The 26,528-nt window shown below is 68.6% G+C and carries 24 protein-coding genes; 8 read left to right on the top strand and 16 right to left on the bottom strand.

Annotated elements, in window-relative coordinates:
* Positions 1-5 precede the first annotated feature (5 nt).
* From DND132_RS11310 to phnG, 11 genes are all read right to left on the bottom strand, one after another.
* Positions 6-722 carry a DUF429 domain-containing protein gene (locus DND132_RS11310; RefSeq protein ID WP_014322879.1) on the bottom strand — a complete coding sequence of 239 codons (717 nt, stop codon included), beginning with the start codon at positions 720-722 and terminating at the stop codon, positions 6-8.
* 509 nt (positions 723-1,231) lie between these two features.
* Positions 1,232-2,332: a phosphonate ABC transporter, permease protein PhnE gene (gene phnE / locus DND132_RS11305; RefSeq protein WP_014322878.1), complete on the bottom strand. Its 1,101-nt coding sequence runs from the start codon at positions 2,330-2,332 to the stop codon at positions 1,232-1,234.
* Between the two features lie 2 nt (positions 2,333-2,334).
* A complete protein-coding gene (gene phnD / locus DND132_RS11300; RefSeq protein WP_014322877.1) occupies positions 2,335-3,219 on the bottom strand; it encodes a phosphonate ABC transporter substrate-binding protein in 885 nt (294 codons plus the stop codon).
* A 74-nt stretch (positions 3,220-3,293) separates the two neighbouring features.
* A complete protein-coding gene (phnC, locus tag DND132_RS11295; RefSeq protein WP_014322876.1) occupies positions 3,294-4,115 on the bottom strand; it encodes a phosphonate ABC transporter ATP-binding protein in 822 nt (273 codons plus the stop codon).
* A 155-nt stretch (positions 4,116-4,270) separates the two neighbouring features.
* Positions 4,271-5,437 carry an alpha-D-ribose 1-methylphosphonate 5-triphosphate diphosphatase gene (locus DND132_RS11290; protein WP_014322875.1) on the bottom strand — a complete coding sequence of 389 codons (1,167 nt, stop codon included), beginning with the start codon at positions 5,435-5,437 and terminating at the stop codon, positions 4,271-4,273.
* Positions 5,434-6,132, bottom strand: a complete 699-nt coding sequence (gene phnL, locus DND132_RS11285) for a phosphonate C-P lyase system protein PhnL (RefSeq protein ID WP_014322874.1) — start codon at positions 6,130-6,132, stop codon at positions 5,434-5,436. Before phnL ends, DND132_RS11290 begins: the two co-directional genes overlap by 4 nt.
* An 8-nt stretch (positions 6,133-6,140) precedes the next feature.
* The gene (phnK, locus tag DND132_RS11280; protein ID WP_014322873.1) at positions 6,141-6,923 is read right to left on the bottom strand and encodes a phosphonate C-P lyase system protein PhnK; all 783 of its coding nucleotides are present in this window, start codon (positions 6,921-6,923) and stop codon (positions 6,141-6,143) included.
* Positions 6,920-7,885 carry an alpha-D-ribose 1-methylphosphonate 5-phosphate C-P-lyase PhnJ gene (locus DND132_RS11275; RefSeq protein WP_014322872.1) on the bottom strand — a complete coding sequence of 322 codons (966 nt, stop codon included), beginning with the start codon at positions 7,883-7,885 and terminating at the stop codon, positions 6,920-6,922. Before DND132_RS11275 ends, phnK begins: the two co-directional genes overlap by 4 nt.
* Positions 7,882-8,997 carry a carbon-phosphorus lyase complex subunit gene (locus DND132_RS11270; RefSeq protein WP_014322871.1) on the bottom strand — a complete coding sequence of 372 codons (1,116 nt, stop codon included), beginning with the start codon at positions 8,995-8,997 and terminating at the stop codon, positions 7,882-7,884. The genes DND132_RS11275 and DND132_RS11270 overlap by 4 nt, the downstream gene beginning before the upstream one ends.
* 1 nt (position 8,998) lies before the next feature.
* Positions 8,999-9,595, bottom strand: coding sequence for a phosphonate C-P lyase system protein PhnH (phnH, locus tag DND132_RS11265; protein ID WP_148266990.1), 597 nt, complete (start codon positions 9,593-9,595; stop codon positions 8,999-9,001).
* A gap of 9 nt (positions 9,596-9,604) precedes the next feature.
* On the bottom strand, positions 9,605-10,084 hold the full coding sequence (gene phnG / locus DND132_RS11260) for a phosphonate C-P lyase system protein PhnG (protein ID WP_014322869.1): 480 nt from the start codon (positions 10,082-10,084) through the stop codon (positions 9,605-9,607).
* Positions 10,085-10,164: 80 nt separating this feature from the next.
* Here phnG and phnF point away from each other — a divergent pair, with 80 nt between their 5' ends.
* The 7 genes from phnF (at position 10,165) to DND132_RS17710 (ending at position 17,271) form a co-directional block, all read left to right on the top strand.
* Positions 10,165-10,884, top strand: coding sequence for a phosphonate metabolism transcriptional regulator PhnF (phnF, locus tag DND132_RS11255; RefSeq protein WP_014322868.1), 720 nt, complete (start codon positions 10,165-10,167; stop codon positions 10,882-10,884).
* A 222-nt stretch (positions 10,885-11,106) separates the two neighbouring features.
* On the top strand, positions 11,107-11,751 hold the full coding sequence (locus tag DND132_RS11250; RefSeq protein WP_014322867.1) for a DapH/DapD/GlmU-related protein: 645 nt from the start codon (positions 11,107-11,109) through the stop codon (positions 11,749-11,751).
* On the top strand, positions 11,748-12,470 hold the full coding sequence (locus DND132_RS11245; protein ID WP_014322866.1) for a DUF1045 domain-containing protein: 723 nt from the start codon (positions 11,748-11,750) through the stop codon (positions 12,468-12,470). The genes DND132_RS11250 and DND132_RS11245 overlap by 4 nt, the downstream gene beginning before the upstream one ends.
* On the top strand, positions 12,467-13,036 hold the full coding sequence (phnN, locus tag DND132_RS11240; RefSeq protein WP_014322865.1) for a phosphonate metabolism protein/1,5-bisphosphokinase (PRPP-forming) PhnN: 570 nt from the start codon (positions 12,467-12,469) through the stop codon (positions 13,034-13,036). Before DND132_RS11245 ends, phnN begins: the two co-directional genes overlap by 4 nt.
* Before the next feature lie 99 nt (positions 13,037-13,135).
* Complete coding sequence (locus DND132_RS11235) at positions 13,136-13,687, top strand: Hsp20/alpha crystallin family protein (RefSeq protein WP_014322864.1); 552 nt, start codon at positions 13,136-13,138, stop codon at positions 13,685-13,687.
* A 556-nt stretch (positions 13,688-14,243) separates the two neighbouring features.
* Positions 14,244-15,353 (top strand): DEAD/DEAH box helicase, encoded by a 1,110-nt coding sequence (locus DND132_RS11225; protein WP_014322862.1) that lies wholly within the window; start codon positions 14,244-14,246, stop codon positions 15,351-15,353.
* A gap of 187 nt (positions 15,354-15,540) precedes the next feature.
* A complete protein-coding gene (locus DND132_RS17710) occupies positions 15,541-17,271 on the top strand; it encodes a PAS domain-containing sensor histidine kinase (RefSeq protein ID WP_014322861.1) in 1,731 nt (576 codons plus the stop codon).
* A 28-nt stretch (positions 17,272-17,299) separates the two neighbouring features.
* Here DND132_RS17710 and DND132_RS11215 read toward each other — a convergent pair whose 3' ends face one another.
* Genes DND132_RS11215 through DND132_RS11205 form a run of 3 tightly spaced genes read right to left on the bottom strand, consistent with a single transcriptional unit; the run spans position 17,300 to position 20,229 of the window.
* Complete coding sequence (locus DND132_RS11215) at positions 17,300-18,037, bottom strand: LutC/YkgG family protein (protein WP_014322860.1); 738 nt, start codon at positions 18,035-18,037, stop codon at positions 17,300-17,302.
* Positions 18,030-19,481: a LutB/LldF family L-lactate oxidation iron-sulfur protein gene (locus tag DND132_RS11210; protein ID WP_014322859.1), complete on the bottom strand. Its 1,452-nt coding sequence runs from the start codon at positions 19,479-19,481 to the stop codon at positions 18,030-18,032. The genes DND132_RS11215 and DND132_RS11210 overlap by 8 nt, the downstream gene beginning before the upstream one ends.
* A gap of 1 nt (position 19,482) precedes the next feature.
* Positions 19,483-20,229 carry a (Fe-S)-binding protein gene (locus DND132_RS11205; RefSeq protein WP_014322858.1) on the bottom strand — a complete coding sequence of 249 codons (747 nt, stop codon included), beginning with the start codon at positions 20,227-20,229 and terminating at the stop codon, positions 19,483-19,485.
* A gap of 155 nt (positions 20,230-20,384) precedes the next feature.
* Here DND132_RS11205 and DND132_RS11200 point away from each other — a divergent pair, with 155 nt between their 5' ends.
* Positions 20,385-21,350, top strand: a complete 966-nt coding sequence (locus DND132_RS11200) for an ABC transporter substrate-binding protein (RefSeq protein WP_014322857.1) — start codon at positions 20,385-20,387, stop codon at positions 21,348-21,350.
* Positions 21,351-21,426: 76 nt separating this feature from the next.
* Here DND132_RS11200 and DND132_RS11195 read toward each other — a convergent pair whose 3' ends face one another.
* On the bottom strand, positions 21,427-23,484 hold the full coding sequence (locus DND132_RS11195) for a methyl-accepting chemotaxis protein (RefSeq protein ID WP_014322856.1): 2,058 nt from the start codon (positions 23,482-23,484) through the stop codon (positions 21,427-21,429).
* A 248-nt stretch (positions 23,485-23,732) separates the two neighbouring features.
* Positions 23,733-26,441 carry an HAD-IC family P-type ATPase gene (locus DND132_RS11190; RefSeq protein ID WP_014322855.1) on the bottom strand — a complete coding sequence of 903 codons (2,709 nt, stop codon included), beginning with the start codon at positions 26,439-26,441 and terminating at the stop codon, positions 23,733-23,735.
* Positions 26,442-26,528 lie beyond the last annotated feature (87 nt).

Genomic DNA, 26,528 nt, shown 5'->3' with positions numbered 1-26,528 from the left:
AAACCTCATTGGTTGTCGAATTCCGCGTACCAGATGGCCATGGGCAGCCCGGCGGCGTCCCGCTCCACGGGATCGGGCAGGGACCGGAGCCGTCCGCCCGCGCCCCGCCGCCCGCTCACGGCCAGGATCAACGCGTCGAACACGTCGTCCCCGGCCACCTTCGATGCCGGATGCGTCCCGCGCACCCGGTCCAGCAATCCGCGCACGTCCGGCACGAACCGCCGCAGGATGTCGTACCGCTCCACCACCCCGGGCGTGTCCCGCTTGGCATACCCCATGGGCGCTCCCCCGGCCATGGCGAAGCACAGCTCCGGGTGCGATTCGAACACCTTTTCCACAGCCTCGGGATGGTCGACCAGAAATATATCCACTTCCGCAATCTTGTTCATAATGCCCAATGATTGTTCGGATAAGGACTTACCGGCGGCTTTTCGGTTGCTTGCCTTTGCCGCCGCTTTGGACCCGGCATGGAGGGCCGCCCTGGCGGGCGTATTGAACACGCTGTTCCTTCTCGGGCCGAGCCTCGCCCGGAGCAGCCCCTCGGCCCGCCGGTTCGCGTCGTCCGCCAGCCCGATGGGGATGTCCACCAGCACGCTCTCGGCATCCTCGTGCTCGCTCCACAGGTCCGCGAACAACGGATACACGCCCACGTCCCACCGGCCGTCCGCCACCCACGCCGCGCACCAACCGGCCCTGCATCCGTCCACGCCCACGAATTTCATACCAGCACCTATACGCGCCCCCGGCGGTGGTCGCAACCAACTGCAACAGGGCGCACATGGGGGGCGACGGAGAGGCAGAGCGGGGGGAAGCCTCCGGCGGCCCCTTGATTCGCCCCGTCCTGGGGCTCACCCCTGCGGGGTCGCGCCTTTCCAGGCGCGGTCCAAATCCGCTGTCCTGCGGATTTGTCGGGGGGACCAGAGCACCCTTTTCAAAGGGTTCTCTGGACTCTCCCAAACTTTTTGTGTGCCTTCGGCAGGGGCGTGCGGGCGCGGGACAGGCGGTGTCCCGGAGGGTTCGCGCCGCCGGGAGGGGCGAGGGAAAAGGAAGTGTGTCAGGGCGACGTGTCGGGACGGTGGGGAAATTGGTGATTTTACGCGCTACGACCCCGCGCAGCGGCGCCAAAAAGTTTAGGAAGGGAGAGGGGATGGGGGTCCGGGGGAAGGGGAGAGGGAAAACCCTTTTCAAAGGGTTTCCCTCTCCCCTTCCCCCGGCCGCCGGAGGCGTCTCCCTACACGAACCTTCGGCGCAGGATGCCGCAGAGGTAGTCGATGAGGGTGACGGAGATGATGACCATGATCATCATGGTGCAGACTTCGCGGTAGAGGTAGCCGTTGATCTTGTCGAACATGAGGAAGCCGATGCCGCCCGCGCCCACGAAGCCGAGGATGGTGGCGGAGCGGACGTTGGATTCGAAGCGCAGCAGGGTATAGCTGACGATGAGCGGCATGACCTGCGGGATGACGGAGAAGGCCATAATCTGGGCCGGGCCCGCGCCCGAGGCGGTGACGGCCTCCACCTGGCCGGGTTCGATCTGTTCGATGGCCTCGGAGAAGACCTTGCCCAGGATGCCGAAGGTGTGGATGGCCAGGGCCAGGACGCCCGCGTAGGGGCCGAGCCCGATGACGGCCACGAAGATGAGGGCCATGACGAATTCGTTGAAGCCGCGGCAGAAGTCGAGCACGCGCCGGGCCGCGAACTGGCCGAACCAGCGCAGTGCGCGCTGCCAGATTCCGTCGCCCTGGACCATCAGTTCCAGGGTGTTGCTGGCCGCGAACATGGCCATGGGGATGGCCGCGATGAAGGCGATGAGCGTGCCCCAGATGGCGATGGCCACGGTCTCGATGAGCGCCTTGGAGTATTCCAGGAGGTGCGGCCAGGCCGTTTCGGGCGGGAAGTAGCCACCGGACTTCTCGTCCGCGATGCGGTCGTATTCGCTCCGGACGATACGCTCGCGGTCCGCCGGGCTCATGGCCTTGATGTGGGCGTCGGCCCGTTTCTGGGCCTCGCGCTGCATGGCCACGGGGTCGAGCGTCTTGCCGGTGGCCGTGTATTCCGCCTTGACCGCCTGGTAGGACTCCTCGAAGGCGATGATGGCGGGCAGCCGTTTGGCCTGGTCCAGGGCCGCCTGTTTGTCGGCGTCGTTGAGTTGTCTGCCGAACAGGTATTCGAAGGCGTTCTGGCGCTTGGCGTACAGCTTGAACGGGTCGATGTCCGTGGAGATGTACGAGGCCACGAGCACGGCCAGGATGATGGTCACCAGGCCCCCCAGGGCGAGCTTCTGCGGGAAGCTCCGCCTGGGGGTGACCTGATCGAGTGTCAGATCGGTCATCGTTACTTCTTCTTGGCCAGTTCGGCCTTGAGGCGCTTGAGGTAGCGGACCATGTCGTAGTCCTTGTCCGAGGTGTGGCGGTAGCCGCCGTTCTGGAGGATTTCCAGGGCCTCGGGATCATCGTTGATCTTGAGCAGGGAACCGGCGATGGCGCACTTCAGGCTCTCGGGCAGGTCCTTGCGCACGGCGATGGGCGCGCCGGGGATCATGTCGGAACGCTTGATGATGTTGAAGTCGTCCAGGGAGGCGGCGCCCTTCTCGATCATGCGGTCCATGTCGATGTTGTTGGTGGCCGCCACCTGGATGGAGCCGTTCTTGACGGCCAGGATGGACGCGCCGTGGGAGCCGGAGAAGCGCACTTCGGCGAAGTACTTCTCGGGGTCGATCTTCATGTCGCGGGCGAAGATGACGTTGGGCACCAGGTAGCCGGAGGTGGAGTTGGGATCGGTGAAGGCGAAGGTCTTGCCCTTGGCCTTGTCCATGTCGGTGATGCCGGAATCCTTCCTGGTGATGATGATGCCGGTATAGCCGGGCTGGCCGTCCTTGTTCAGCTCCATGACGATGGCTTCGGCGTTGGCCTTCTCGGTGGCCTCCACGTAGCTCTTGGGGCCGTAGTAGGCCAGGTCGATGTGCTTGTTGGCCATGGCGGTCAGGATGCCGTTGTAGTCGGAGGCGGTGAAGATCTCGACCTTGACGCCGAGGTCCTTTTCCAGCTGGGCGGCGATGGGCTTGGCCCGTTTGGCGGAGTCGGCCGCGCCTTCGGTGGGGATGAAGCCGAGCTTCAGGGTGGTGGGCCATTCCGAGGGGCCGGCGTTGGCCAGGCCGGGCAGGGCCACGGTCAGGACCAGGGCCGCCATCATGAGCACTTTGGACAGTTTCGAGAGCATGGGGAAATCTCCTGTGAGTCGTTGAGGTTGATGCAGTACTTGCCGATCGGCGGCCGGTTCGCTGCCGTTATGGATCAGGCGGCCGAAAGCTCTTCCAGGGCCTCCTCCGCCTTGTCGCCGTAGATGCGGGACACGGTCTCGGCGTCCAGGTCGCGGGCCGTGCCGTCGAAGATCAGTTCGCCCTTGGACATGCCCAGGATGCGCTTGCCGTAGCGCTGGGCGAAGTCGATGTGGTGCAGGTTCACGAGCACCGGGATGCCCTTGTCCTCGTGGATCCTGGCCAGGATCCGCATGACCGTCTCGGAGCTGCGCGGGTCCAGGCTGGCGATGGGCTCGTCGGCCAGGAAGACCTCGGGCTCCTGGGCCAGGGCGCGTGCGATGGCCACGCGCTGCTGCTGGCCGCCGGACAGAGCGTCGGCCCGGCGGAAGGCCAGGTCCCCGATGCCCACCTGTTGCAGGCAGTCGAAGGCGAACTCCCGCTCGTCCTTCGGGAACTGGCGGAACATGGACAGGCAGCGCTTGACCGGGTGGGCGTTGAAGCGCAGGCGGCCGACCAGGACGTTGTCGAGCACGGTCAGGCGGCGCACCAGGTTGAACTGCTGGAAGATCATGCCCACGCGGCGGCGCACCTGGCGAAGCTGCCCGCCGTTGACTCGGGTGACGTCCTCGCCGAACAGGGCGATGGACCCCTGGGTGGGCCGGATGAGCCGGTTCATGCAGCGCAGCAGCGTGGATTTTCCGGCCCCGGACAGCCCGATGACGACGCAGAAGTCGCCCGCGTTGACGGTCACGGACACGTCCCTGAGGGCCACGGTGCCGTTGGGGTAGACCTTGCTCAGCCCCTTGGCCTGGATGGCCTCGCGCTGCTGCCGCTTGCGGATGTCGATGGATTTCATGGAAGCCTCCCGACTCGATCTTTTGGGTGTTTTCGGGGAAGGCCCGGTCCGGAGACGACGGCTTCCCTCACCGTGAAGGGTCTACACGGTCCCTGCAACGGGGGTATGGTGACCGGGTGACGGTTTGACGGAATCGTCGCTTGCCGCCGTAACAATCAGGCCGCGTTTTTTGTTGTGATTTCGAGCTTCCCCGAACATCCGACCGACCACGTCCGTAACACGGCGGGCACGCCCTCGATCTCGCGCACCCGGACCAGGTCCGCGCGCAGGCCGCAGGCGATGCGCCCCCGGTCGGTCAGACCCACGGCGTCGGCCGGGTTGGCGCTGATCCGGGCCACGGCGTCGGGCAGGGACAGGCCGGTCTGGCGGTGCAGGGCGAAGGCCCCGGCCACCAGGCTGCCGGGTACGTAGTCCGAGGAGATGATGTCCAGGAGCCCGGCCTCGGCCAGTTCGCGGGCCGAGACGTTGCCCGAGTGGGACGCGCCCCGGACCAGGTTGGGGCCGCCCATGACGATACGGATGCCGTGTTCGCGGGCCAGCCGGGCGGCCGTGCGCGTGGTCGGGAACTCGGCGATGGCCATGCCCTCGGCCACGGCCTGGGCCACGTGCTCGGGCAGGGTGTCGTCATGGCTGGCCATGGGGATGGTCCGCGCGCGGCACAGGTCCACGATGGCCTGTCGGTTGCTCGCGGCGCAGGCCGCCTGGGTGGCCCGCAGACGCCGGGCGATCTCGGCGAACTCCTCGTCGCTCCAGCCTTTCTTGTAGTATGTCCGGTACTTGTCCGTGTCCGTGAACTGGCGCTGGCCCGGCGTGTGGTCCATGAGCGAGACGAGCATGAGCACCGGGTCGTCTATGTGCGGCCGGAGCATGTCCAGGACCTTGGGGTCGGAAAATTCGCAGCGCAGGTGCAGCCGGTGGTCCGCCCGCAGGATGCCCGTGGCCCGGGCCCGCCGCAGGGCCTTGAGGGACAGGTCCATCATCTGCGCGCGCTTGGGTCCGTCGTGGTATTCGCCGAGCGACACCGCGTCGAGGACCGTGGTGATGCCCGCGCCCGCCATGGTGTTGTCGTGGGCCAGGACCGCGGCCAGGGGATCGGGCCAGAACACGCCCGGCCGGGGCTCCAACTCCTGCTCCAGGTTGTCGGTGTGCAGCTCCACGAAGCCGGGCAGGAGGTAGTCGTTGCCCATGTCCTCGGCGTTGGTCACGTTGCACGTGCCGGGGTCGATGGACGTGATGACCCCGTCCGCCAGCCGGACCGCGCCGGTCATGATCTCGTCGCGCAGGACGATGCGGGCGTTCTTGAGGATGCGTTCGCGGGTCATGCGGCCTCCTTGAAGCTGCGCATCTCGAACAGCCGGTCGGCCACCAGGTCGCGCACCTCCTCGTCGTGGAAGATGCCGACCACGGCCGTGCCCCGGGCCTTGGCCTCGTTGATGAGGGAGACCACCACGCGCCGGTTCTCGGCGTCCAGGGAGGCGGTGGGCTCGTCCAGGAGCAGGATCGGGTATTCCACGCTGAAGCCGCGCGCGATGTTGACCCGCTGCTGCTCGCCGCCGGAGAAGGTGGCCGGGGGCAGGGACCACAGGGCGGACGGGATGTTCAGCCGCCGCAGCAGGAAGGCGGCCCGGTCGCGGGCGGCCGTGAGGTCCCCGGTCGGGCCGACCAGGGGCTCGGCCACCACGTCCAGGGCCGGGACGCGCGGCACCACGCGCAGGAACTGGCTGACGTAGCCCATGGTCAGCCTGCGGATGTCCAGGACCTGGCGGGGCGTGGCGGTGACGATGTCGACCATCCCGCCCTCGTGGCGGACGGCCACCGAGCCCGCCTGGGGCCGGTAGTTGCCGTAGAGCGAGCAGATGAGCGAGGACTTGCCCGCGCCCGAGGGCCCGGCCAGGGCCACGCACTCGCCCGCGTTCACGTCGAGGTCGAGACGGGAGAAGACCGGGATGACCGTGCCGCCCTGGGTGTGCAGGGTGAAGGTCTTGTCCAGGCCGCGAACCGAAATCATGGTCGTCATGGAAGCTCCTAGGCTTGCAGGATCGAGGAGACCAGCAGCTGGCTGTAGGGGTGTTGGGGATCGTCCAGGACCTGGTCGGTCAGCCCGGTCTCGACCACCTCGCCGCCCTGCATGACCATCAGCCGGTGGGCCAGGAGCCGGGCCACGGCCAGGTCGTGGGTGACGATGATGACCGACAGCCCCAGGCGCGAGACCAGGTTGCGCAGGAGGTCCAGCAGCCGCGCCTGGACCGACACGTCCAGGCCGCCCGTGGGCTCGTCCATGAACACGATCCTGGGCTGGGTGATCAGGTTGCAGGCGATCTGCAGACGCTGCTGCATGCCGCCGGAAAAGGTCTTGGGAAAGTGGTCGATGCGCCCGGCCTCGATCTCCACCTCGGCCAGCCACCTGAGGGCCTCGGCCCGGATGTTCCCGTAGTGGCGCGCGCCCACGGCCATGAGCCGTTCGCCCAGGTTGGCCCCGGCCGTCACGCCCAGGCGCAGCCCGTCGCGCGGGTTCTGGTGGACCACGCCCAGCTCGGTGCGCAGCAGCTTGCGCCGGACGGGCTCGGCGCAGCCGTGCACGTCGATCTCGCCGAACTCGCGGGACGCGTAGCGGACCGACCCGGAGGTCGGTTCCATGCGCCCGGACAGGCAGCCGAGCAGGGTGGACTTGCCCGAGCCGGACTCGCCCACGATGCCCATGACCTCGCCGGGCCAGAGGTCGAAGGAGATGTTCCGGCAGCCGATCATCTCGCCGTATTTCTTGGTGATGCCGCGCACGCGGATCATGGGTTGCGGCACAGTGGTCATGCCTTGCTTCCCTCCTTGCCGGGCCGCTTGCCCGTGAGTTCGGCCAGCTCCTCGCGGTCGGCCATGGGGCCGGTGTGCCCCTGGGCGCGGCGGGTGGCGCAGTAGTCGGTGTCCGAGCAGACGAACATGCGCTCGCCCGCGTCGTTGAGGATGACCTCGTCCAGGTAGCTGTCCGTGGCCCCGCACAGGGCGCAGCACCCGTCCCAGGTCTCCACCGAGAAGGGGAAATCCTCGAAATCCAGGCTTCTGACCTCGGTGTAGGGCGGCACGGCGTAGATGCGCTTCTCGCGCCCCGCGCCGAAGACGTGCAGGGCCGGGGAGTTGTCCAGCTTGGGGTTGTCGAACTTGGGGATGGGCGACGGGCTCATGATGTACCGGCCGTTGACCCGGACCGGGTACATGAAGTTGGTGGCGATGCGCCCGTGGCGGGCGATGTCCTCGTAGAGCTGGACGTGCATGACCCCGTACTCCTCCAGGGCGTGCATCTTGCGCGTCTCGGTCTCGCGCGGCTCCACCCAGCGCAGGGGCTCGGGGATGGGCACCTGGTAGACCATGATCTGGCCCTCGGCCAGCGGGGTCTCGGGGATGCGGTGGCGGGTCTGGATGACCGTGGCATCCAAGGTCCGCTCCGTGGTCTCGACCCCGGTGACCTTGGCGAAGAACTTGCGGATGGAGACCGCGTTGGTGGTGTCGTCCGCGCCCTGGTCGATGACCTTGAAGACGTCGTCCGGCCCGAGGATGGAGGCGGACAGCTGGATGCCGCCCGTGCCCCAGCCGTAGGGCATGGGCATCTCGCGCCCGGCGAAGGGCACCTGGTAGCCGGGGATGGCCACGGCCTTGAGGATGGCCCGGCGGATCATGCGCTTGGTCTGCTCGTTCAGGTAGCCGTAGTTGTAGCCCGCCTCCACGGAGGCGGACGGCCGGGCGGCGGCTGTTGCGGCGGGAGTCTTGACGGCGGTCATGCGGCCTCCTCGGTTTCGGCCTTGGACCCGGCCCGTTTGCGGATTTCGGCGCGCATGCCGCGGACCATGACCAGGTCGGCCTGGAAGTCCACGTAGTGCGGCAGCTTGAGGTGCTGGACGAACCCCTGGGCCTCCACGTTGTCGCTGTGGGACAGGACGAACTCCTCGTCCCGCGAGGGCGCGTCGATGTCCTCGCCCAGCTCGCGGGCCTGGAGGGAGCGGTCCACCAGGGCCATGGCCATGACCTTGCGCTCGTTGTAGCCGAAGGACAGGCCGTAGCCGCGCGTGAACCGGGGCAACTCGTCCCTGGACCCCTTGAATTTGGTGACCATCTCGCACTCGGACACGGTGATGTCGCCGATCTCCACCTCGAAGCCGAGTTCGTCCGGGCGGATGGACACGGCCACCTCGCCCATGCGGATCTCGCCCGCAAAGGGGTGGTTGTCGCCGAAGCCGCGCTGGCTGGAGTAGCCGAGCGCCAGCAGGAACCCCTCGTCCCCGCGCGCCAGGTTCTGGAGGCGGATGTCACGGGCGGCCGGATAGGTCAGGGGATCGCGGGTGATGTCCCCGACCTCCCGGCGGTCCTCCGCGCCATGGCCGGGCCGTTCCACCAGCCCTTCCTCGGCCAGCAGGTCCATGACCCTTGAGAGGGGCGCGCCGTCCGGTCCGTTGTCCGGGGCCGTGGCCGCGGGTTCGGGGGACCCTCCGGCGGCCAGGCCGAAGTCCAGGAGCCGGTGGGTGTAGTCGAAGGTCGGTCCCAGGACCTGGCCTCCGGGGATGTCCTTGAATGTGGCCGAGACGCGGCGGCGGGTCTCCATGGCCGTGGTGTCCACGGGCAGGGAGTCGTACAGCCGGGGCAGGGTGGTCCGGTAGGCCCGCAGGAGGAAGACCGCCTCCACCAGGTCGCCGCGCGCCTGCTTCACGGCCAGGGCCGCCAGCCACGGGTCGTAGAGCGAGCCTTCGCTCATGACCCGGTCCACGGCCAGGCGCATCTGTTGAAGTATCTGTTCCACGGTCAGTTCCGGGACGGTCGGTTCGCCCCGGCGCTCCTCGGCCAGGAGCCGATGGGCGTTGTCGATGGCCTGTTCGCCACCCTTGACGGCTACGTACACGTTATATCCCCACCTGGATCGTCCTCGGGAGCGAGACGATCTCCGTTTGCGTTGCCAGGATCACGTCGAAGCCCAGCGGGAAGCGCCGGGAGTTGCGTTGCAGCGACCGCCAGAAGTTCGGGTTGAGCCCGTCCACGTGCAGCCGGGTCTCACCCTGGATGCCCGGCCCGGACAGGGGAATGCCCCGGCCCACGTTCATGGCCCGGACCTGGATGATCAGGGTGGCCGAGCGGTCCGGGTATTCGAGGTCGCCGGGGTGGAACTGGCCGAGGTCCGGCAGCTCCAGGCCGTCGAGGATCAGGCCGAAGGCCGCGCTCTCCGGCCTGCGGGAGACGGTGCAGCCGCAGTGGAAGCGCAGGTAGGTCTGGATGTCGAGCGGCGCGGCGGGCCCGATCCACAGGGGCGTGTCCATGTCCACCAGGGCCAGGCAGACCGCGGCCGCGGCCGGGTGCAGCCCCTTGGGCGGCTTGGGCCAGTTGCCGAGCACGGTGACCGTGCCCGGACGGGACATGGTCAGGAGTATGGCCCGGAAAATACGCTGGTTCTCAAGGGCCGGATCGCGCGGCTCGCGGGCCGCGTCCATGGCGTGTCCTTGCATGGGTTCCCCCTAGTCTTGGCCGCGCACCATGGTGAAGAAGTTCACCCTGGTGGCCGCGGTTTTGTCGGCCCGCGCCCTGCGGGCCTGGGCCAGCGAGGCGGCGAGCGGGTCGATGACGGTTTTGTGCAGGGCGGGACCCGAGTCCGGGTCCTGGAGCAGGGCGTCGAACAGGGCCGCCAATTCGGCGTGCCGCTTGTCGCGCCCGGCCACGAAGCCGTGGCCCACGCTGCCGTCCGCCAGGCGGACCGTGCAGCGGCACAGGGTCATCTCACCGAGGTTGAAGCGTTCGCCCCGGGCCTCTGCCCTGGCGCGGACCAGGGCCATGCCCACCTCGGGCGGTCGCAGATGTTCGAATCGGGGTTCCGGGTCGAGCCGGGCGTAGGCCGCCTCCAGGCTGTCCGTGCCGGTCCGGGCCAGAACCCCCATCCAGTTCTTTCTGGCCCGGTCGGCCGGGTCCATGGGGGCCTTCATGTCACTGTCGGGTTTCATTTCTGTGAAATCCTCACGAGTTGTCTAGACAAGCGGCGGCGTCCGTGTTGTCCCGTTGGAAAAACAGTCGAGGTGCAGCCATGCTCACGCGCGGAAACGGGGTCGCCCTGTGGCGGCAGATCCATGCCCTTCTGGGGGCGGCCATCTCGTCCGGACGGTTCGGTCCGGGCGACCGGCTGCCGTCCGAACACGGCCTGTCCCGCCAGTACGGGGTCAACCGCCACACCATCCGGCGCGCCCTGTCCGCCCTGGAGGAGGACGGGCTCATCCGCGTGGAACAGGGGCGCGGCTCCTTCGTGCGCGAGCAGGTGGTCCACTATCCGGTCGGCCGCCGCACGCGGTTCAGCGAGAACCTGTCCCGCCAGCGGCGCGCGCCGGGCAACATCCTGCTCACGGCCGTGGACGCCGAGGCCGATCCGCAGGTGGCCGAGGCCCTGGGCATCGCGCCGGGCGAGGTGGTCACGCGCATCACCAGCGCGGGCGAGGCGGACGGCCGCCGCATCAGCTATTCCACGGCCTTCTTTCCCAGGACCCTGTTCCCGGGCATGGTCCGCGTGTACCGCGAACTCAGGTCCGTGACCCGGACCCTGGCCCACTACGGGGTGGCCGACTACGCGCGCCGCCGGACCCGGATCATCGCCCGCATGCCCACGGCCGAGGAGGCCCGCGAGCTGCGCCAGCCCAGGACCCGTCCGGTACTGGTCACCGAGAGCGTCAACGTGGACCCCTCGGGCGTGCCCGTGGAGTTCGGCGTCTGCCTGTTCGCCAGCGACTGGGTGCAGATTCTGGTGGAGTCGTGATAGGGTCATGACACGTTCCGGGTTTGCCGGGTCCGGGGATCGGGCCGCGTTCGGGAACGTGGTAGGCCGGCATCGGGCGGAGCACACTAGACAAGTCCCCCACTTGTCCGCTTTGGACAGGGATTTCAAGTTGTTGTAACATAACCGTCAACTTCGTCGCGGAAATGATGCGCGTCCGTGCTTTTCCAAACCGGGCGCATTTGTCAGTCAGGAGCCATGCACATGCACCCACACCTCCACGGGGACGTCCGGCTCGGCCCGGACCCCACGGTCCACCCCACGGCGGACGTCCGCGACAGCCTGCTCGGCCCCTACACCGAGGTCCTGGAGCACTGCCTGATGCTCGAATCCACCCTGGGCGACTACGCCTACCTGAGCCCGTATTGCGACGTGGCCCACGCCGACATCGGCAAGTTCGCGTCCATCGCCTCCAACGTGCGCATCGGGCCCACCAACCACCCCATGTGGCGGCCCTCCCAGCACCACTTCACCTACCGCAGCGCGCGCTACGGCTTCGGCCCGGACGACGAGGCCATCTTCGAGTGGCGGCGCACCCGGCGCACGCGCATCGGCTGCGACGTCTGGATCGGCCACGGGGCCGTGATCCTGCCCGGCGTGACCGTGGGCCACGGCGCGGTGGTCGGGGCCGGGGCCGTGGTCTCGAAGGACGTGCCGCCCTACGCCGTGGTCGGCGGGGTCCCGGCCCGGCTCATCCGCGAGCGGTTCCCGGCCGAGGTGCGCGCACGGCTCCTGCGCCTGGCCTGGTGGGACTGGCCCCACGACTGCCTGAAGGGCGCCCTGGCCGACTTCCGCGCCCTGGACGTGGAGACCTTCCTGGACAGGTACGAGGGGAGCGTGAATCCGTGAGCATTTCGACGAGCGCGCGCTACGGCGTGTATTACGCCCCGGAGCGGGGCTCCGACCTGGAGCGCTTCGGCGCGGCCTGGCTCGGCCGGGACAACGAGACCGGCCTGGCCGTGGACCCGGTCCTGCCCGACGGCCTGTCCCCCGACGCCTGGCGCGAGGCCACCCGGTCGCCGCGCCACTACGGCTTCCACGGCACCCTCATGCCGCCCTTCGTCCCGGCGTCCGGCGTGGACGAGGCCGGGATCGTCGGGCGGCTGGACGGCCTGGCCAGGGATCTGGACCCGTTCACCCTGGCCCCCCTGTCCGTGCGCGGGGTCGGCGGCTTCCTGGCCCTGGTCCCGGCGGAGCAGGTCCGGCTGGCCCGGGACGCCGAGGCCTGCCTGCGGGCCATGACCCCCCTGCGCGAGCCCCCCTCGGCCGAGGAGAACCGGGCCCGCCGCGAAGGGGGTCGCCTGACCCCGGACCAGGACCGCCTCCTCACGGAGTGGGGCTATCCCTACGTCCTCGGGGAGTTCCGCTTCCACATCACCCTGACCGGCAGGCTGGAGGACCCGGCCGAACGCGGGCGGTTCGCGGCCCTCCTGCGCGACCTGGCCGCGCCCGTCACGGGGTGCCCCCATCCCGTCGGGGAACTCTGTCTGTTTCACCAGCCGGACCGGTCCGCGCCGTTCCGGCTGATCCACCGGGCCCGGCTCGGCAATCCCAAGGAGAACTCATGAACCGAGGCAAACTCATCTACGTCATCGGTCCTTCCGGCTGCGGCAAGGACTCCATCATGCTCCACGCCCGCAACCACTGCCCCGGCGCGGAGGCGGCCTTCGCCCACCGCTACATCACCCGCCCGGCCGACGCCGGGGGCGAGAACCACGTGGCCCTGCTGCCCGACGAATACCGGGCCCGCCTGGACCTGGGGCTGTTTGCCCTGGCCTGGGACAGCCACGGCAACCGCTACGGCGTGGGCGTCGAGATCGACGCCTGGATGGAGGCGGGGCTGAACGTGGTGGTCAACGGCTCCCGCGCCTACCTGCCCGAGGCCGCCCGCCGCTACCCGGAGCTGGTCCCGGTGCTGGTCGTCGTGGACCAGGACATCCTGCGCCAGCGCCTGATCCTGCGCGGCCGGGAGACCGCCGGGGAGATCGAGGACCGTCTGCGCCGGGCCGGGGACTACGCGGTCTGCCATCCGGCCCTGCGGACCATCGACAACAGCGGGGAGCTGGCCGAGGCCGGGCGCGCCCTGCTCGAACTGGCCCGGAAGCGGCCCGAGGGCCTGCGCCGGGCGGTCTAGCCCGGCCGGGGCGACCGGTGGCCCCCCTTGACAATCGCCGCACGGGACTTATGAGAGGGATGTCGAAAGGTAACCTTAACCCCTTCCAAGGAGGATGCTATGGCAACCACCAAGCTGAACCCCTGGAATTGGTTCAAGAGGGAACACGAGCAGACCCTCCCGGTCCGTCGCAACGACCAGGGAGCAGGCGTCCCCGCCGCACCGCTTGACCAGTTCCACGCCGAATTCGACCGCATGGTCGAGTCCATGTTTTCCGATTTCGGGCTGCGAACCCCCGGATTCATGCAATCCCGTCTGCGGGACGCGGCCATCCGGCCCAAGGTCGACGTCTACGGCACGGACAAGGAATACGTTGTCCAGGCCGACCTCCCCGGTGTCGAGGAAAAGGATCTGTCCGTCGAGATCGACGGCGACGTCCTGATCCTGACCGCCGAAAAGCACAGCGAGGAAAAGACCGAGGACAAGGGATATTACCGTGTGGAGCGCTCTTCGGGCGTCTTCCGCCGGGTCCTTGACCTGCCCGACGACGTGGACCGCGACAAGATTCAGGCCAGGCTCGAAAAGGGCGTCCTGTGCGTGACCATGCCCAGGACCGGCAAGCCCGAAGGCGTGTCGCGCAAGATCGCCATCGAAGGCTCGGCCGAGGCCTGATCCCGTCATCACCCAACTTCCGGACCCCGGTCTCCCGCCGGGGTCTCGTCACACGCACGGAGGAGACATGCACTATCAATGCGACAAATGCCGTTGGAGCGGCACCTGGGATGCCCTCATCCTCGAAACCCTCTGTCCGGTCTGCAGGTCGGGCGTCAGCCCCCGGGACCCGGAGGATGACGCGGACTCCCCGGACGAGTGCGGCGCCCGACCCGGCGTCGTGCCCGGTCCGCCGCCCCGCTGCTGATGCGTCCGGTCCCTCCCGGCCGGACATGTCCCCTAGGATAAGGCCCCCGTTCTCCCGAACGGGGGCCTGTCTTTTTTCCCCACCCGAAAATACCCCTTTACTTTGTCCGGGGGATGGCCCATAAGGGCCTCTGCTCAGCGTGACTGGACGAACGAATACTTCTTCGCCCCCATCGGGGCACCCAACGTTCCACACACCGTCGAACCAAGATTTACTCCCGTACCAGAGCACTTCCGATACACCGGGCAACCGGACCCCGACCGCTGTCGCGCGCCGTCGAAAACACCCCCCTTTTTACCAAAGGTTGATATGACTTTTTCCACTTTCTCCCTGGATCGGCGAATCCTCGCCGGCGTCCGGGATTGCGGCTATGAGACCCCCACTCCCATCCAGGAGCAGGCCATTCCCCTCGTGCTCAAGGGGCACGACGTCATGGGCCTGGCCCAGACCGGCACCGGCAAGACCGCTGCCTTCGCCCTGCCCATCCTGCAACGGCTGCTGACCGGCAACAAGTCCGGCCGGGCGCTGCCCAGCGTCCTGGTCCTGGCCCCCACCCGCGAGCTGGCCCTGCAGATCGACGAGAACTTCAACCAGCTGGGCCGGCACACCGGCATCCGCTGCGGCGCGGTCATCGGCGGCGTGGGCATGAACCCGCAGATCAAGGCCTTTTCCCACTGCCGCGTCATCGTGGCCTGCCCCGGCCGCCTGGTCCGGCTCCTGAACAACGGGTCGGTCTCCCTGACCCACATCGACACCCTGGTCCTGGACGAGGCCGACCGCATGCTCGACATGGGCTTCATGCCCGACATCAAGCGCATCCTGGCCAAGCTGCCCGCCCGGCGCCAGAACCTGCTCTTCTCGGCGACCATGCCCCAGGACATCCGCAAGCTCGCGGAGAACATCCTGAACGACCCGAAGACCGTGCAGGTGGCCAACACCCAGCCCGTGGAGTCCGTGGAGCACAGTTTTTACGCCACGGAGAACAACCGCAAGAGCGAGCTGCTGACCAAACTCCTGGACCGCGCCGAGCACCAGAGCGTGCTCGTCTTCACCAAGACCAAGCACAAGGCCAAGAACCTGGCCCGCAAGCTGGCCGGGTCCGGGTACAACGCCACCTTCCTCCAGGGGAACATGAGCCAGAACCAGCGCCAGCGCGCCCTGGACGGGTTCCGTGACGGCAGCTACGACATCATGGTCGCCACCGACATCGCGGCCAGGGGCATCGACTGCGAGCGCATCTCCCACGTCATCAACTTCGACATGCCCGACACTGTGGAGACCTACACCCACCGCATCGGCCGCACCGGCCGCGCGGGCCGCTCCGGGCACGCCGTCAGCCTGGTCACCGGCGAGGACAAGACCCAGGTCCGGGACATCGAGCGCGTCATGCGCGTCAAGCTGACCCGGCAGACCCTCTAGTCCGCCCCGCAACGACACAATGAAGGCCCGTCCGGCGACCGCCGGGCGGGTCTTTTTTCACGCCCCGCCTCCGGTCCCGGCGCACGCCCGGCCCCGCCCGGGGCGCTCCATGGACCCTATTTGCAAAATCTATCCATTCGGGAGTAAGCTGTACGGACAGGTACCGATGCAGGATACAGGGGGATGCATGGATCTGATCGTCATCGCTTCCATCGCCATTCAGCTCGCGGCAGCGGGTCTGGCCCTGTTCCTCATTCCCGAGACGGGCCGCCGCTGGTCCTGGATACTGATCGCGGCCGGGCTCATCGGCATGGTCCACCGCCGGGTGCACACCCTGTACATGTTCTGGCAGGGGCGCGGGATCCTGGACCTGAATTTCGAGCTCATCGGCCTGCTGGTCTCGGTCATCATCCTGCTCGGCATCGTTCAGATTCGGCCCATCTTCCGCCAGCTCAAGGCGGCCAACGAAAAGCTCGCCCGGAGCGAGGAGCGCTTCCGGACCGTGGCCGACTTCACCTACGACTGGGAGTACTGGCGCGGCCCGGACGGCGGGTTCCTGTACATGTCGCCGTCCTGCGAGCGGATCACCGGCTATCCCCGGTCCGCCTTCGTCAAGGACCCGGACCTGATGGTCCGGATCGTCCATCCCGAGGACCGCCCCATGGTCAAGGCCCACCTCTTCCGGGAGCACCGGGCCGAGGACACGGACACCCTGGATTTTCGCATCATCCGGCCCGACGGCGTGCAGCACTGGCTGTCCCACCGCTGCGTGCCCGTGACCAACGCCCAGGGCACCTTCCTGGGCGCACGGGCCAGCAACCGGATCATCGACCAGCGGGTGGAGGCCGAGAACCGCCTGCGCGAGAGCCGCAGGCTGTACCGCGACCTGGTCGAGCAGTCCCACTTCATCGTCCTGGAGGTGGACACCAGGGGCAGGATTTTCTTCATCAACCGCTGGGGGCTGCAGTTCTACGGATTCCTGGAGGGCGAGCTCATCGGCCGCGAGGCCGTGGGGCTGCTCCTGCCCGAGACCGACGAGGAGGGGGTGAACCTGCGCTCCCATTTTCGCGACCTGCTCGAACGCAATCCCGGCCACACCTTCACCGAGGTCCTGGTCTCCCGGCACAACGAGACCAAGGCCACCCTGTCCCTGGGCACCTCGGTCATCGTGGACGAGCTGGGCAAGGCCACCGGCATCCTGTGCATCGGCATCGACGTCACCGCGCGCCGGGCGGCGGAAAAGCTCAAGGAGGACGTGGAGCGCATCGTCCGCCACGACCTCAAGTCGCCGCTCATGGGCATCATCGGCCTGCCCCGGCTCATGCAGGAGGACGAGAACCTGACCGACCGGCAGAAGGAGATGCTCGTGGTGGTCGAGGAGGCGGGCATGCAGATGATGGACCTGATCAACCAGTCCCTGACCCTGTACAAGCTCGAATCCGGGACCTACGAGCACCAGCCCCGGCCCGTGGACTGGCTGGCCATCATCATGCGCGCCGTGCGCGACACGACCATGCACCGCGAGCCCGCCTGCCCGGTGGAGGCGACCATGGACGGCAAGCCCGTGGACAGGGACATGCACATGGTCATCCAGGGGGACAACACCCTGCTCTACGGCATGACCGCCAACCTGCTCAAGAACGCGGTGGAGGCCTCGGGCGGCCGGCCCGTGCGCGTGGCCGTGACCGGCGGCGACCCCTGCGTGCTCGAAATCCGCAACAGCCTCCCCGTGCCCGAGGAGGTCCGCCACTGCTTCTTCGACAAGTATTCCACCTCCGGCAAGCACAACGGCACCGGGCTGGGCACCTACTCCGCCCGCCTGGCCGCCGAGGCCCACGGCGGCAACATCGCCATGGACACCTCGTCCGAGGGCACGGTGGTCCGCGTGACCCTGCCCAGGGGCAAGGCCGCGTCCTGATTCCCGATGAAGGTGAGGGGTTCCGGGCCTAGCCCGTGACCACGAACAGGTGCATCTCGCGCGGCCCGTGGGCCCCGTGGACCAGCTGGGCCTCGATGTCCGCCGTCTTGGACGGTCCCGAGATGAAGGTGAAGGAGCCGGGCAGTTCCCCGCGGCCTTCGAGCAGGGCGTATCCCTCGGGCAGGTCGGCCACCAGCCGCTCCAGGGGCAGCACCGCCACGTGGATGGACGGCACCAGGGACACGGCCCGGCCGTGGCCCGGCCCGGTGAGCAGGGCGATGGCCGCGCAGTCCGCGGCGCACCAGTCCGCGCCGGTCACGCCGATGTAGGCGGACTCGGCCACGGCCCGCAGCCGCGCCTTGCCCGCAAGCTCGTCCTCGCCCGGTTCGAAGCGGGCCACATCCACCCGGATGGCGTCGTCGGCCAGGAGCTCCGGGAGGTTAAGGTCGCGCAGCAGGGGATCGTCGTGCATGAGCACGTGCTTGTCCCCGCCCCACTCGGTCTCGGCCTCGCGCGCCAGGGCCGCGATGCGCAGCCCGGCCTCGGCCAGGTCCTCGGCCTCGTGAACGTGGAGGTTCAGGGGCACGGCGTTGCGCTCCAGCTGTTCCAGGAGGGCCAGCCGCCCCTCGCGGTCGCGGTCGGCGCGCGTCAGGAGCGCGTCCAGCTCGCCCTCGGGGCGGCTCGAAAACAGGGTGGCCGCGTCCGGGGCCTGGTCCCGGCCCAGGGCCTTGCGGATGCGGTCGAGGAACTGCTGCTCGTTATTCATGGTCGGCTCCCTTGAGGCGCTTGGCGTGATCGGTCTTCCACCGCTCGGCAAAGGTCTTCCCGGCGATGGCCGGAAAATCGCGGGTGGCGGTCCACTTGGCCAGGGGGCCGACGCCCTTGCGCAGCACGCCGTCCCGGACGAACGGGGCCTGGGCCAGCCGTCCGGCCCGGACCAGGAGATTGTAGGCGGTCCGGCTGGACATGGCCGCGCCCCACGCCTTGAAGGCCAGCGCCTCGGCCCTGTCCACGGGCTCCACATTCCAGGCCGCGTCGCCGTAGGCGAGCATGTGCCGGAGTTCCGAGAGCATGCGCGGCAGGTCGTTGTTCACCGGGCAGATGTCCTTGCACGCCCCGCACAGGGACTCGCCCCGGCAGAGGTCGGCGTGCGCGTTGACCCCCCGGATGAGGGGCATGATCACCGCGCCGATGGGGCCGGGGTAGGGGCCGTTGTAGGCGTGCCCGCCGATGCGCCCGTAGACCGGGCAGACGTTCAGGCAGCCGCCGCAGCGGATGCAGGACAGGACCTCGCGGAAGCGCGGGTCGGCGAGCATCCTCATGCGCCCGTTGTCGATGACCACCAGGTGGAACTCCTCGGGGCCGTCGGTCTCGCCTGGCTGGCGGGGGCCGCCCAGGAAGGAGACGTAGGTGGAGACCTTCTGGGCCGCCGCGCCGCGCGTCAGCAGGCGCAGGAGCATGTCGTGCTCGGCCAGGGTGGCCGTGACCCGCTCCATGCCCATGAGGGCCACGTGGACCCTGGGCATGGTCGTGGCCATGCGGATGTTGCCCTCGTTGGACACCAGGCAGACGTGGCCGGTCTCGGCGCAGGCGATGTTGCAGCCGCTCATGCCCATGTCCGCGCCGAGGAGCTTCTCGCGCAGGGCCTTGCGCGCCGCCCTGGTCAGGGTCGGCGGGTCCTCGGAGTAAGGGATGGAAAGCTTTTCCTCGAACAGTTTGCCGATCTGGCGCTTGTTCATGTGGATGCACGGGGCGATGATGTGCGAGGGCGTGTCGCCCGCCAGCTGGATGATGTATTCGCCCAGGTCGGTCTCGACCACCTCGATGCCCTCGGACTCGAACAGGGGGTCCACGCCGATCTCTGCCGAGGTCATGGACTTGCCCTTGACCACGCTCCGGACGTTGTTCCTGCGGGCCACGTCCAGGCAGTAGTTGCGCGCGTCCTCGGCCGTGGCCGCGAAGTACACGTGCCCGCCGCGCGCCCGGATCTTGTCGGCCAGGGTGGCCAGGACCAGGTCCAGGTTGTCCAGGGTGCGCAGCCGCGCCTCCTTGGCCAACCGGCGGTGCTCCGGGGTGATCTCGTCCCGCCACAGGGTCTGGGTGGACTTGCCGATGCGCTCCTGGATCATGCGGATGGCCGCGTGCAGCTCCTCGTTGCCGATGGCGTCGTGGGCCAGCTCGGCATAGGTCTTGGTGCTCGGTTCGTGCATGCTAGTTCGTCTCCCCGGCCAGGATGCGGGCGATGTGCAGGGCGCGGACATTGGAGCCCAGGCGCGACAGCCTCCCCTGGATGTTCATCAGGCAGCTCACGTCGCAGCCGACCACGGTCCCGGCCCCGGTGTCCAGGATGGTTTTGACCTTGTCGTCCACCATGGCCGTGGAGATCTCCGGGTACTTGACGGAAAAGGTCCCGCCGAAGCCGCAGCAGCGGTCGGACTCGTCCATCTCCACCAGGGTCAGGCCCGGCGTGTTCTGGAGGAGCAGGCGCGGCTGCCGCCGGATGCCCAGCCCCCGCGAGAGGTGGCAGGAGTCGTGGTAGGTCACGGCCCCGTCGAAGCGGCAGCCGAGCTGCGCGCCGGGGTCGGTCACGCCCAGGACGTCCACCAGGTACTCGGTGAACTCGAAGGTCCTGGCCGCGACCATGCGCGCCCTGGCCAACTGGGCGGGCTCGTCGCGGAACAGGTCCAGGTAGTGGTGGCGGACCATGTGCACGCAGGAGCCGGACGGGCAGACGATGGCCTCGCTGTTTTCAAAAATGTCGAGGAACCGTCGGGCGGCCTTGGCCGCTTCCTCCCGGTACCCGGAATTGAAGGCGGGCTGGCCGCAGCAGGTCTGTTCCGGGGGGTAGTGCATGCGCACGCCGAGGCGTTCCAGCACGTGGACCATGGCGTCTCCGGTCTCGGGACTCAGGGAATCCACCAGGCACTGGATGAAAAGGGTCGCGGTGGGTCGGGTCATTGTACAAAATCCGGAATGGGGATGTGGGTTGGAGGGGCCGGATGTTGCACCCTTAGCCCAAAACTTGCAAGTCCTTTCATGTTGCTATAGAAAAACCGACACGTTAGCGGATTTTACGGGATTGTCCCACAAGCTGTTCCTCGGGAGGGAATTTCATGAAGCGTTTTCTTTGTCTTATGGCCGCGCTGCTCATCCTGGGCGCGGCCGGCCCGGCCTGCGCGGGCAAGGTCGTCATCGACATCAGCCAGTTCGTCGAACACCCGGCCCTGGACGGCATTCTCAAGGGTTTTCAGGATGAACTGAAGGACGCCGGCATCGACGCCGAGTACAATATCTACAACTCCCACGGGAACATCAGCGTTGTCTACCAGATCGCCACCCAGGTGGCGGCCGACAAGCCGGACATGATCGTGGCCATCGCCACGCCCAATGCCCAGGCCCTGGTCAAGCAGTACGACAAGACCCCGGCCCTCAAGGGCACGCCCATGCTCTTCACCGGCATCACCGACCCGCTGCTCGCCGGGCTGGTGACCAACTACGAGCGTCCGGGCGGCGACGTGACCGGCGTGTCCAACCAGATGCCCATGGGCAAGCACCTGGACATGCTGCGCAGGTTCCTGCCCGACCTGAAGCGGCTCGGCTTCCTGTACAACGCGGGCGAGGCCAACTCCGTGTCCAACCTGAACCGCATCAAGGTCGCGGCCAAGGAGCGGAACATCGAGATCGTGGAGGCCACCGTGACCAGCTCCGCCGACGTCCAGCAGGCCGCGGCCAGCCTGGTGGGCAACGTGGACGCCATCTACGTCCCCACGGACAACACCGTGGTCTCGGCCATGGAGGTGGTCGTCAAGGTGGGCCAGCGGAGCCGGACGCCGGTCTTCGTGGCCGACGCGGACTCCGTGTCGCGCGGGGCCATCGCCGCGCTGGCCTTCGACTACTACCTGCACGGCCGCCAGACCGGGGCCATGGCCATCCGCATCCTGAACGGGGCCAAGCCCGGCGACACCCCGGTGGAGTTCCAGAAGCAGCTCTCCCTGCACATCAACACGGCCGCGGCCGCGAAGATGGGCGTGACCGTCCCCGACGCCCTGCTCAAGGAAGCGGCCGTGGTCCACGAGTAGCCGCGCACCGGATCAAACGGCAAGGGCCGCCCCTCCATGCGGGAGGGGCGGCCCTTTTTTCATGCGTGCGTGGGGATCAGAACCGCTCGAAGTCGCCCTCGTCGCCCATGTCCAGGTCCATGCCGCCCTGGAATCCTCCGGGCGCGGCGTGTTCGGACACGGCGGGCCGGGACACGGACCTGGCGGGCCTGGGAGCGGGCAGGGCGGCCGTCGGCGCGGCCTGCGCCACGGCCTGCCTGCGCCCGGCGCGTCCGCTGTGACCCACGTTGAAGAAGGACATGGTCTCCTGGAGCTGTCGGCTCTGGCTGGACAGCTCCTCGCTGGTGGAGGCCATCTCCTCCGAGGCCGAGGCGTTCTGCTGGATGACCGTGTCGAGCTGGCCGATGGCCTGGTTGATCTGGGTGGCGCCCGCGTTCTGTTCGTTGCTGGCCGCGGTAATCTCCTGGATCAGGGCGGAGGTCCGCTCGATGTCCGGGACCAGCTGGCCGAGCATTTGGCCCGCCTTTTCGGCCACCGCCACGCTGGTCGAGGACAGCTCGCTGATCTCTGCGGCGGCCGTGCCCGAGCGTTCGGCCAGCTTGCGCACCTCGGCCGCGACCACGGCGAATCCCTTGCCGTGCTCCCCGGCCCGCGCGGCCTCGATGGCCGCGTTCAGGGCGAGCAGGTTGGTCTGGCGGGCGATCTCCTCGATGATCGAGATCTTTTCGGCGATCTCCTTCATGGCCTCCACGGTCTGGCCCACGGCCCCGCCGGACTCGCGGGCGTCCGAGGCGGCCTTGGCGGCCAGGGCCTCGGTCTCGCGGGCGTTCTCGGCGTTCTGGCCGATGTTCGCGGCCATCTGCTCCATGGACGAGGAGACCTCCTCGATGGACGCGGCCTGCTCCGTGGCCCCCTGGGACAGGGACTGGGAGGAGGCGGACAGCTCTGCGCTGCCTCCGGCCACGTTGCGGGTGGCGGTGTCCACGTCGGCCACCACGGCCTGGAGCCGGGAGACCATGTCGTTCAGGGCCTGGGCCAGGACGCCGATCTCGTCGCGCTGGTCGATGTCCAGGGTGCTGGTGAAGTCGCCCTCGCTCATGCGCCGGGCAAAGCCCACGCCCTTCAGGATGGGGCGCGTGATCATGCGCGTCAGCACCCAGGCCAGGAGGACCCCGACGAGGAAGGCCGCGGACAGCCCGATGGCCATGACGGTGGATGCGGTCTTCAGGGACGCCATGGCGGTGTTGGCCCGGACCTGGGTGGCCTCGACGCCCGCCCCGGCCGTGTTACGGGCCGCGGCGAGCACGGCCAGGCCGGCCGCGTTGCGCCGCTGGTTCAGGCCCTCCAGGGCCTGGAAATGCTCCATGTACCGCTTCATGGCCGTGCTGTAGGCCGTGCCCGCGCGATCGATCACCGCGAGCTGGCGGAGGTTTTCGGCCCGCCGGGTGATGGCCTTGAGGGCCTCGAACTTGTCGCGCATGAGCGTGAACGACTTCAGGGCCGACTCCACGATCTCGGGGGTCCGGGTGGCCTGGGACTTGAAATTGCCGACGCGGGTGGTGTTGCACAGGTCGATGATGTCGCGGAGCAGCATGATCTTGGCGTGGCGCTCCAGAATCCGGGCCTGGCTCTCACCCGCGTTGAACTCCTGGTCCAGGAGCTTGTTCTGGGTCTCCAGGAAGGCCCGGCAGTTCTCCATGAAGTCCCCGGCGGCGGCGTCCATGGCCTTGCGCTCCTGGGCCATGCCCCCCAGCAGCCGGTGGGTCTCGTCGGCCAGCCCCTGGTAGGCGGCCACGCCCTGCCCGGCGTTCTCCGCGTCCTGCTTCAGCTTGACCAGGTTGGGGTAGCGCTCGGCGTGGGCCTTGGCCTTGCTCAGGGTCTCCATGGTCGCTTCCAGCTGTTTGCGTCCGTCGGCCCAGTAGGTCTCGGATTCGCTCAAGGAATAGCCCCGCATGGCGAACATGGTCATCAGGGCGTCCCGTTCCAGGTCGTTGGCCAGGGCCACTTCGGGGACGTATTCCTCGGCGAGTTGCCGCGAATCCTCGCTTACGGTCAACATGTCGTAGATGGCCAGACTGCCCAGGGCGGCGGCGATAAGAATCAGACATCCGAAGCCCAGGGCGAGCTTCAGTCCGAGCTTGAGATTCTTGAACATATGTCCTCCAGGGTGGATTTGTCGTTCCGGGTGGATTATCCCGTTTTGTCCAAGGGCATATCGGAACTGAAGCAAAGTGGGCTATTATATTTGTGTTATAATTAGTTTTTTATGGATTCTGTGGGGCGAATCGCCCCGGTCCCCGCCCCTGAAAGGGGGGGAGCGCTCGGGGGGCGTGGGCGCGCGAGGCCCTGCGCCGGGGAGCGAACAGCCCGGTATCCTTTGATATTCCGGTCTGTTCCGACCCCTCAGATGCCCGGGAACAGCTTCTTGTCGAGCTCCACCAGGAGGTGGACGGCCAGGCCGCAGCCCGCGACGGCGGCCCATTGCCCGAGGTCCATGGACGCGGAGGCGAAGAGGCGGTGCATGACCGGGAGGTCGGAGTAGAGCAGTTGCAGGACCAGCATGGCCCCGACCCCGCCCAGGACCCATTTGTTGGTGGACAGCCCCAGGGCCAGGGGCGAGCGGGTGAAGGACCGGGCGCTCAACAGGTAGAAGGCCTCGACCATGACGAAGACGTTGACCGCCACGGTCCGGGCCGCCTCCATGGACGCCCCGCCGGCCAGCTCCCGGTGGAACAGGGCGAAGGCGCAGGCGGGCAGGAGCAGGCTGACCATGGCCATGCGGCGCAGCACGGCCCGGTCCAGCAGGGGCCGGTCCGGGCGCCGGGGCGGGCGGTCCATGATCCCCGGCTCGCGGGGCTCGAAGGCCAGGGTGATGCCCAGGCAGCCCGCCGTGGTCATGTTGATCCACAGGATCTGGACCGGCAGGATGGGCAGGGGGGTCCCAAACAGGACGGCCGCCAGGATGACCAGCCCCTCGCCCGCGTTGGTCGGCAGGGTCCAGGCCAGGAACTTGATCAGGTTGTCGAACACGCCGCGCCCCTCTTCCACGGCGGCCTCGATGGTCGCGAAATTGTCGTCGGTCAGGACCATGTCCGCGGCCTCCTTGGCCGCCTCGGTGCCGGTCACGCCCATGGCCACGCCGATGTCCGCCCGCTTCAGGGCCGGGGCGTCGTTGACCCCGTCCCCGGTCATGGCGCAGATCTCGCCGTTGCGTTGCAGGGCCGTGACCAGGCGCAGCTTCTGCTCGGGGGTGACCCGGGCGAAGACCGGGACGTCCCGGACGCGTTCGGCCAGCCCGGCGTCGTCCAGCCCGGCGATCTCGCGGCCGGTCATGACCGGGCAGGTCGCGCCGTCCCCGCACCTGTCGCCGCCCAGCCCGAGCCTGCGCCCGACGGCCTCGGCGGTCAGGGCGTGGTCCCCGGTGATCATCTTGACCTCGATCCCGGCCCGGCGGCAGGCGGCGATGGCCGCGCCCGCCTCGGCGCGCGGCGGGTCCATCATGCCCTGCAACCCGAGGAAGACCATGTCCGCGCACGTCCCGGCGGGGTCCAGCCGGGCGTCGCCGGGCAGCTCCCTGCGGGCGAAGGCCAGGACGCGCAGCCCGGCGGCGGCCATGGCCCGCTGGGCCTCGGCCACGGCCTCCCGGTCCAGGCCGCCGACCTCGCCCGAGGAGGTCAGCCCCTCGGCGCAGCACGTAAGGACCCGTTCCACCGCGCCCTTGAGCAGGAGGGTGCGGCCGTCCCGGCCGGGCGTCTCGTGCAGGGTGGCCATGGACTGCCGCTCGGACTCGAAGGGCAACTCGTCCAGCCTGGGGCGGGCCGCCAGCTCCCGGTCCCGGTCCAGGCCGAACTTCCCGGCCGAGACCAGCAGGGCGCCCTCGGTGGGGTCGCCCTCCACCAGATGGCGGCCGTCGCGGACGATGATCGTCGCGTCGTTGCACAGCAGCCCGGCGCGCAGGCAGGCCGTGAGGGCCGCGTCGGACCCCTCGTGAGCCTCCGGGCCGTGGGCGGGCGTGATGCTCCCCTCCGGGCCGTAGCCCGTGCCGGAGACCGCGTAGGACCGGCCCCCGGCAAAGACCGCCTGGACCGTCATCTGGTTCTCGGTCAGGGTGCCGGTCTTGTCCGAGCAGATGACCGTGGTTCCGCCCAGGGTCTCCACGGCCGGGAGCTTGCGGATGATCGCCTTGCGCCCGGCCATGCGCGACACGCCCATGGCCAGGATGATGGTCACGGCCGCGGGTAGCCCCTCGGGGATGGCCCCCACGGCCAGGGCCACGGCGGCCATGAAGGTCTCGCCCAGGGGCTGGCGGCGCAGCACCCCCAGGACGAAGGCGGCCGCGGCCAGCCCCAGGATGGCCAGGAGCAGCACGCGGCTGAACCGGGCGATCCGGCGGGTCAGGGGCGTCTCCAGCTCGCCGGCCGTGTCGATGAGGTTGGAGATGCGCCCGATCTCGGTGCGGTCGCCCGTGGCCACGGCCAGGCCGAGCCCCTGGCCCGAACCAACCAGGGTGCCCGCATAGGCCATGTTCCGGCGCTCGGCCAGGACCGTGTCCGGGGGCAGGGGGGCGGGGTTCTTGTCCACGGGCAGGGATTCGCCGGTGAGCATGGACTCGTCCAGGCGCAGCTCCCGGCCGGAGACCAGGCGCAGGTCCGCCGGGACCCTGTCCCCGGAGCGCAGCCGGACCAGGTCGCCGGGGACCACCAGGGGCGCGGGGATGCGCCGGGTCCTGCCGTCCCGCAGGACCTCGGCCTCGACGCTCAGGTCGGCGGCCAGGGAGTCCAGGGCGCGGACCGCCTTGGACTCCTGGAAATACCCGACGACCGCGTTGACCAGGACCACGCCGAAGATGACCCCGGCGTCCACCCACTGGCCGAGGATGGCGGTCACGATCCCGGCCGCGATGAGGATGTAGACCAGGGGCTGGTGGAACTGGGTCAGGAACCGTTCCAGGTCGGTCCGGCCCCGCTTGCCGGTCAGGACGTTCTCGCCGAACCGCCGGAGCCGCCGGGCCGCCCGGTCCTCGTCCAGCCCCCGCTCGGGGTCCGTGTCGAGGAGTCGGGCCGCTTCCGCGCCGTCCACGTGGTGCCAGTGCCTGTCCGGTATCGATTCCATGTCCGTCTCGCTTCGTGAAGAGGTGGCCGACGGGTCCGGGGGATTCGTCTCACCATAAAGCCTGAAGCAAAGGGGTGCCCGCGTCAA

It is taken from the genome of Pseudodesulfovibrio mercurii (assembly GCF_000189295.2).
GTDB classification, from domain to species: domain Bacteria; phylum Desulfobacterota; class Desulfovibrionia; order Desulfovibrionales; family Desulfovibrionaceae; genus Pseudodesulfovibrio; species Pseudodesulfovibrio mercurii.
The sequence above is the reverse complement of the archived record's forward strand: the minus strand, read 5'-3'. Positions and strand labels throughout refer to the sequence as shown.

Coding starts and splice junctions, on each gene's coding strand:
- DND132_RS11310 (WP_014322879.1), bottom strand. CDS start 722: ATGAAATTCGTGGGCGTGGACGGATGCAGGGCCGGTTGGTGCGCGGCG.
- phnE (WP_014322878.1), bottom strand. CDS start 2,332: ATGACCGATCTGACACTCGATCAGGTCACCCCCAGGCGGAGCTTCCCG.
- phnD (WP_014322877.1), bottom strand. CDS start 3,219: ATGCTCTCGAAACTGTCCAAAGTGCTCATGATGGCGGCCCTGGTCCTG.
- phnC (WP_014322876.1), bottom strand. CDS start 4,115: ATGAAATCCATCGACATCCGCAAGCGGCAGCAGCGCGAGGCCATCCAG.
- DND132_RS11290 (WP_014322875.1), bottom strand. CDS start 5,437: ATGACCCGCGAACGCATCCTCAAGAACGCCCGCATCGTCCTGCGCGAC.
- phnL (WP_014322874.1), bottom strand. CDS start 6,132: ATGACGACCATGATTTCGGTTCGCGGCCTGGACAAGACCTTCACCCTG.
- phnK (WP_014322873.1), bottom strand. CDS start 6,923: ATGACCACTGTGCCGCAACCCATGATCCGCGTGCGCGGCATCACCAAG.
- DND132_RS11275 (WP_014322872.1), bottom strand. CDS start 7,885: ATGACCGCCGTCAAGACTCCCGCCGCAACAGCCGCCGCCCGGCCGTCC.
- phnH (WP_148266990.1), bottom strand. CDS start 9,595: ATGCAAGGACACGCCATGGACGCGGCCCGCGAGCCGCGCGATCCGGCC.
- phnG (WP_014322869.1), bottom strand. CDS start 10,084: ATGAAACCCGACAGTGACATGAAGGCCCCCATGGACCCGGCCGACCGG.
- phnF (WP_014322868.1), top strand. CDS start 10,165: ATGCTCACGCGCGGAAACGGGGTCGCCCTGTGGCGGCAGATCCATGCC.
- DND132_RS11250 (WP_014322867.1), top strand. CDS start 11,107: ATGCACCCACACCTCCACGGGGACGTCCGGCTCGGCCCGGACCCCACG.
- phnN (WP_014322865.1), top strand. CDS start 12,467: ATGAACCGAGGCAAACTCATCTACGTCATCGGTCCTTCCGGCTGCGGC.
- DND132_RS11235 (WP_014322864.1), top strand. CDS start 13,136: ATGGCAACCACCAAGCTGAACCCCTGGAATTGGTTCAAGAGGGAACAC.
- DND132_RS11225 (WP_014322862.1), top strand. CDS start 14,244: ATGACTTTTTCCACTTTCTCCCTGGATCGGCGAATCCTCGCCGGCGTC.
- DND132_RS17710 (WP_014322861.1), top strand. CDS start 15,541: ATGGATCTGATCGTCATCGCTTCCATCGCCATTCAGCTCGCGGCAGCG.
- DND132_RS11215 (WP_014322860.1), bottom strand. CDS start 18,037: ATGAATAACGAGCAGCAGTTCCTCGACCGCATCCGCAAGGCCCTGGGC.
- DND132_RS11210 (WP_014322859.1), bottom strand. CDS start 19,481: ATGCACGAACCGAGCACCAAGACCTATGCCGAGCTGGCCCACGACGCC.
- DND132_RS11205 (WP_014322858.1), bottom strand. CDS start 20,229: ATGACCCGACCCACCGCGACCCTTTTCATCCAGTGCCTGGTGGATTCC.
- DND132_RS11200 (WP_014322857.1), top strand. CDS start 20,385: ATGAAGCGTTTTCTTTGTCTTATGGCCGCGCTGCTCATCCTGGGCGCG.
- DND132_RS11195 (WP_014322856.1), bottom strand. CDS start 23,484: ATGTTCAAGAATCTCAAGCTCGGACTGAAGCTCGCCCTGGGCTTCGGA.
- DND132_RS11190 (WP_014322855.1), bottom strand. CDS start 26,441: ATGGAATCGATACCGGACAGGCACTGGCACCACGTGGACGGCGCGGAA.